Origin of the sequence: Microbacterium sp. (assembly GCF_031988965.1) — a bacterium.
Lineage (GTDB): Bacteria > Actinomycetota > Actinomycetes > Actinomycetales > Microbacteriaceae > Microbacterium.
Map to the genome: position 1 here is coordinate 1 of NZ_DALZXX010000208.1, position 3,747 is coordinate 3,747.

Consider the following 3,747-nt stretch of genomic DNA (forward strand, 5'->3'; position numbering starts at 1 on the left):
GGGGTCATCTGTCCTCCTCAGGACGGGGGAAGTCGGTCATCTCATGCCGCTCTGCACCAGGTGCAGCCGAGCGTATCGCCCGTCGGCGGCGAGGAGATCGTCGTGGGATCCCTGCTCGACGATGCGGCCGTGCTCGAGCACGACGATGCGGTCGGCCTGCCGGATCGTCGACAGGCGGTGCGCGACCACGAGCGTGGTGCGCCCTCGCATGAGCCGCTCCAGCGCGTCCTTCACCAGCCCCTCCGACTCGGGATCGAGAGCGCTCGTCGCCTCGTCGAGCAGCAGGATGCGCGGGTCGCGCACGAGAGCGCGGGCGATCGCCAGGCGCTGCCGTTGGCCACCCGACAACCGTGCTCCTCGCTCACCGACCACCGTGTCCCAGCCGTGCGGCTGCTCGCACACGAACTCCCACGCATTCGCGTCGCGCAGTGCACGCTCGACGCGGTCGGGGGTGAGGTCGGGCATCCCGTAGGCGATGTTGTCGAAGATCGACCCCTCGAACAGCACCGACTCCTGAGGCACGACCGAGATCGAGCGGCGCACGGTGCGCAGGTCGAGCTCCTGCATGTCCTGACCGTCGAGCGCGATCCGACCGGTCGTGGGCCGCACGAAGCCGAGAACGAGGTTCAGGAGGGTCGACTTGCCCGACCCCGACGAGCCGACGAAGGCGACCGTCTCGCCCGGCGCGATGCGCAGATCGATCTCGACGAGCGCATCCTCCTCGGCATCCGCATAGCGGTGCGACGCGGACTCGAGCACGATCTCGCCGGTGACGGAGGAGACCACACGCTTCCCGGAGTTCTGCTCGACGTCGGGCTCCTGCAGCACCTCCGCGATCGAGCGCACGGACTCGAGTCCGCGTGCGCCGACGGGGATGAGCATGAGCAGCTGGGTGAGGCCGCCCGTCAGCAGCGTGAAGTAGCTCGAGAGCATCACGACCTCACCCGGGGTGATGGGGAGGAACCCGGTCAGGGCGCACACCGCGGCGAGCATGAGGCACGCGGCGCCGAGCACCTGCATCGCGACCCACGAGATCGAGGCGACCCTGCCGTTCAGCAGGTCGAGGTCGAGACCCGCACGACGCACGCCGTCTGCGCCGCCGGCGACGCGGTCGATGGCGGTCGACTCGAGTCCGTGCGCGCGGGTGACCGGGATCAGCGATGCCATCTCGCCGACGCGGGCGGACAGCGTCTCGATCTCACGTCGGAAGATCTCGTTGCGTCGCTGCGAGCGGTTGCGCATGCCGTACCGGATGCCGATGGCGATCGGCACGGCCAGGGCGTAGACGGGGAGGAACTGGGGAACGGTGATCGCCGTCATCGCGAGCGCGCCGATCATCACCATGGCGGACGACAGCAGGGGATGCGTGACCTGCTGGAGCATGAGCTCGACGTTCTCGACGTCGCGCACGACCTTGGTCTGCACGATCGAGGAGCTCATGCGCGTGTGGTACCCGATCGACAGACTCTGCAGCCGAGCGGTGAGGGCGTTGCGCAGGTCGGCGCCGAGGTCGCGCACCACGGTCATGAAGTTGCGCGTGTAGATGATGTGGTTCGGATAGTTCTGCAGCAGCAGCACGGCGGCGAGCGCGAACCACCACAGCACCTCGCTCACCTCGCCGTCCGTCGCCACGACGTCGATGATCGCCGCCGTGATCACGGGCAGGAACCACATCGGGATCTCTTTGACGGCGAAGGCGGTGATCGCGATGGTGAGACGCCACGGCCGGCGGGCGACGAGGCGCAGCACGGAGCGCGCCGGATGCCGCCCGTCGATGAGCGCGGTCGGGTGGGAAAGCGCTTTCTGTGCCATGGTTCTATCGTAGGGTCAACACTGTCGCCACGAAAGCGCGGCCACCTGATTCGCCGGGAGTACACGCATGAGCTTTGACGCCGCATTCGACTGGGCCCGTCGTCACGTGCAGGCCGATCGCCTGCCGACCGCCGTCGTCGGCGTCGCGACCGCCGAGGGAATCGTCGATCTCGAGGGCTTCGGCGCGGCGACGGACGCGGTCTACCCGCTGTTCTCGATCACGAAGATGCTCACCGGCATCACGGCGATGAGGGCGGTCGAGCGGGGCCTGCTCACTCCGAACACCCCGCTCTCCGCAGCGCTGCCGGAGTTCGGCACCTCTCGCGATGACATCGTGCGGCTGTGGCACCTCGCCTCTCACACGTCGGGGATCTCGGAGCCCCCGCTCGACACCGCCGTGCCGCTGCGCCACGAACTGCTCACCCGCGGGCGCGACTTCGCCGCAGGCACCGCATCGCGCTACTCGACGCTCGCCTTCGAGGGCATCGCCGCCATGATCGACCACGCCACCGGAACGACCTGGGATGCGGGCACGCTCGAATGGGCCCACGACATCGGCGCGATCGGCCTCACCCTCGACACTGCGGAGTCGGTCGGCGTGCCGGATGCCGCGGCGGGCGGGCTCGACCTCGACCGCTTCCATGCCACGCGCGCTCCCGGAGCCGGACTGCTCGGACGCGCCGAGGACCTGCTGCATCTCGGCGCCGAGCTGCTGCGCATCCATGACGGCTCCGGCGACGGCATCCTGTCGCCCGCGGGTCTCGCCATGATGCGCCGGCCGCTCACCGGCGGCATCCCCCGCCTCGACCCGTACCCCGACGAGCGGGGCCAGGACTGGGGATTCACTGTCAACCTGCGCTCCCGCGCCCCCGGACTCATCGACCGCGACACCTACGGCCACGGCGGATGGGCAGGCACCGAGTTCTGGGTGCATCCGGAGGCGGGCATCGCCTGGGTGCTGCTGACGAACGCGGCCGTGCGGCCGGGAGTGGACGCCGACGAGCTCGACAACGCGATCGTGGCGGCGCTCTAGACCCGCCGCGGTCAGCCGGCGTGCCGGGCGATCTTGGCGAACATGTCCTCGAGCAGGAACCGTACGTCGACGCTCTCGACGACCAGGATCTCGCGCTCCGGGTCCGCGGGCTCATAGTGCCCGTCCGCTGTGAAGCGCACCCCGGCCTGCCGGCGCATCGCGGCGCAGAACGGGTCGATCATGAGGGCGATCGCCGGTGAGTCGCCGAGCGAGCGCGACTCGACGGCCACGCGGTGGAACCGCGAGTTGAAGTCGACCACCTGCTGGGCGAGATAGCGCCCGAGCTCGCCGTGCGGCTCGACCCGAGTCTCCAGCTCGGCGTACCCGACGTTGACCTGCCGGTAGACGTTCGAGGGCACCTGCCAGAGGCGGATGCCGGAGTCGAACACGACGTTCGCCGAGGCGATGTCGTTGCGGAGATTGAACTCGGGCCACGAGCCGACCGAGACGAGGTCGCCGTACGGCGGTCCCCCGATCCAGATCACGGTCGTGTCGGTGTCGGCGATGTCGGGCGCGAGCAGGAGCGCCGACGCCATGTCGGTGAGCGGGCCGAGGAACGCGATGAACAGCGGCCCGGCATCGGTGCGCCGCGCCTCCTCGATGATCAGGCGGGCGCCGGGGCTGTCGATGGGGGTCTGCTCGTCGGGCAGCGCTCCCGGTGCCCCGTCGGCCGTGGGCACCTCGTGATCGAGATCGAGCAGACCGAGGACCAGGTCGAGCTCCGCCCGCGATTCCGCGAGAGACTCGGTCGTGCGGTGGGTTCCGAAGTGCGCGGGGATCACACCGCGCACGTCGAGCGTGTGCGAGAGAAGCGCGTGCACGATGGCGAACTGATCGTCCGCCTCGTTCTTCACGTCGGAGTTGATGATGACGCGGCGAGTGCGTCGATCGTCGTTGATCAT

3 protein-coding genes are annotated in these 3,747 nt (G+C 69.4%); 1 reads left to right on the forward strand and 2 read right to left on the reverse strand.

Translation table 11 applies throughout. The features are described from left to right. Positions 1 to 36: 36 nt before the first annotated feature. Positions 37 to 1,812, reverse strand: coding sequence for an ABC transporter ATP-binding protein (locus tag RTM68_RS17600; RefSeq protein ID WP_312173454.1), 1,776 nt, complete (start codon positions 1,810 to 1,812; stop codon positions 37 to 39). A 67-nt stretch (positions 1,813 to 1,879) separates the two neighbouring features. Between RTM68_RS17600 and RTM68_RS17605 the strand changes: the two genes are divergently transcribed. Further along, a complete protein-coding gene (locus tag RTM68_RS17605) occupies positions 1,880 to 2,845 on the forward strand; it encodes a serine hydrolase domain-containing protein (RefSeq protein ID WP_312173456.1) in 966 nt (321 codons plus the stop codon). A gap of 11 nt (positions 2,846 to 2,856) precedes the next feature. Here the strand turns inward: RTM68_RS17605 and RTM68_RS17610 are convergent. Further along, a partial coding sequence (locus RTM68_RS17610) for a nucleoside hydrolase (RefSeq protein ID WP_312173459.1) occupies positions 2,857 to 3,747 on the reverse strand: 891 nt, incomplete at its 5' end.

Coding starts and splice junctions, on each gene's coding strand:
- RTM68_RS17600 (WP_312173454.1), bottom strand. CDS start 1,812: ATGGCACAGAAAGCGCTTTCCCACCCGACCGCGCTCATCGACGGGCGG.
- RTM68_RS17605 (WP_312173456.1), top strand. CDS start 1,880: ATGAGCTTTGACGCCGCATTCGACTGGGCCCGTCGTCACGTGCAGGCC.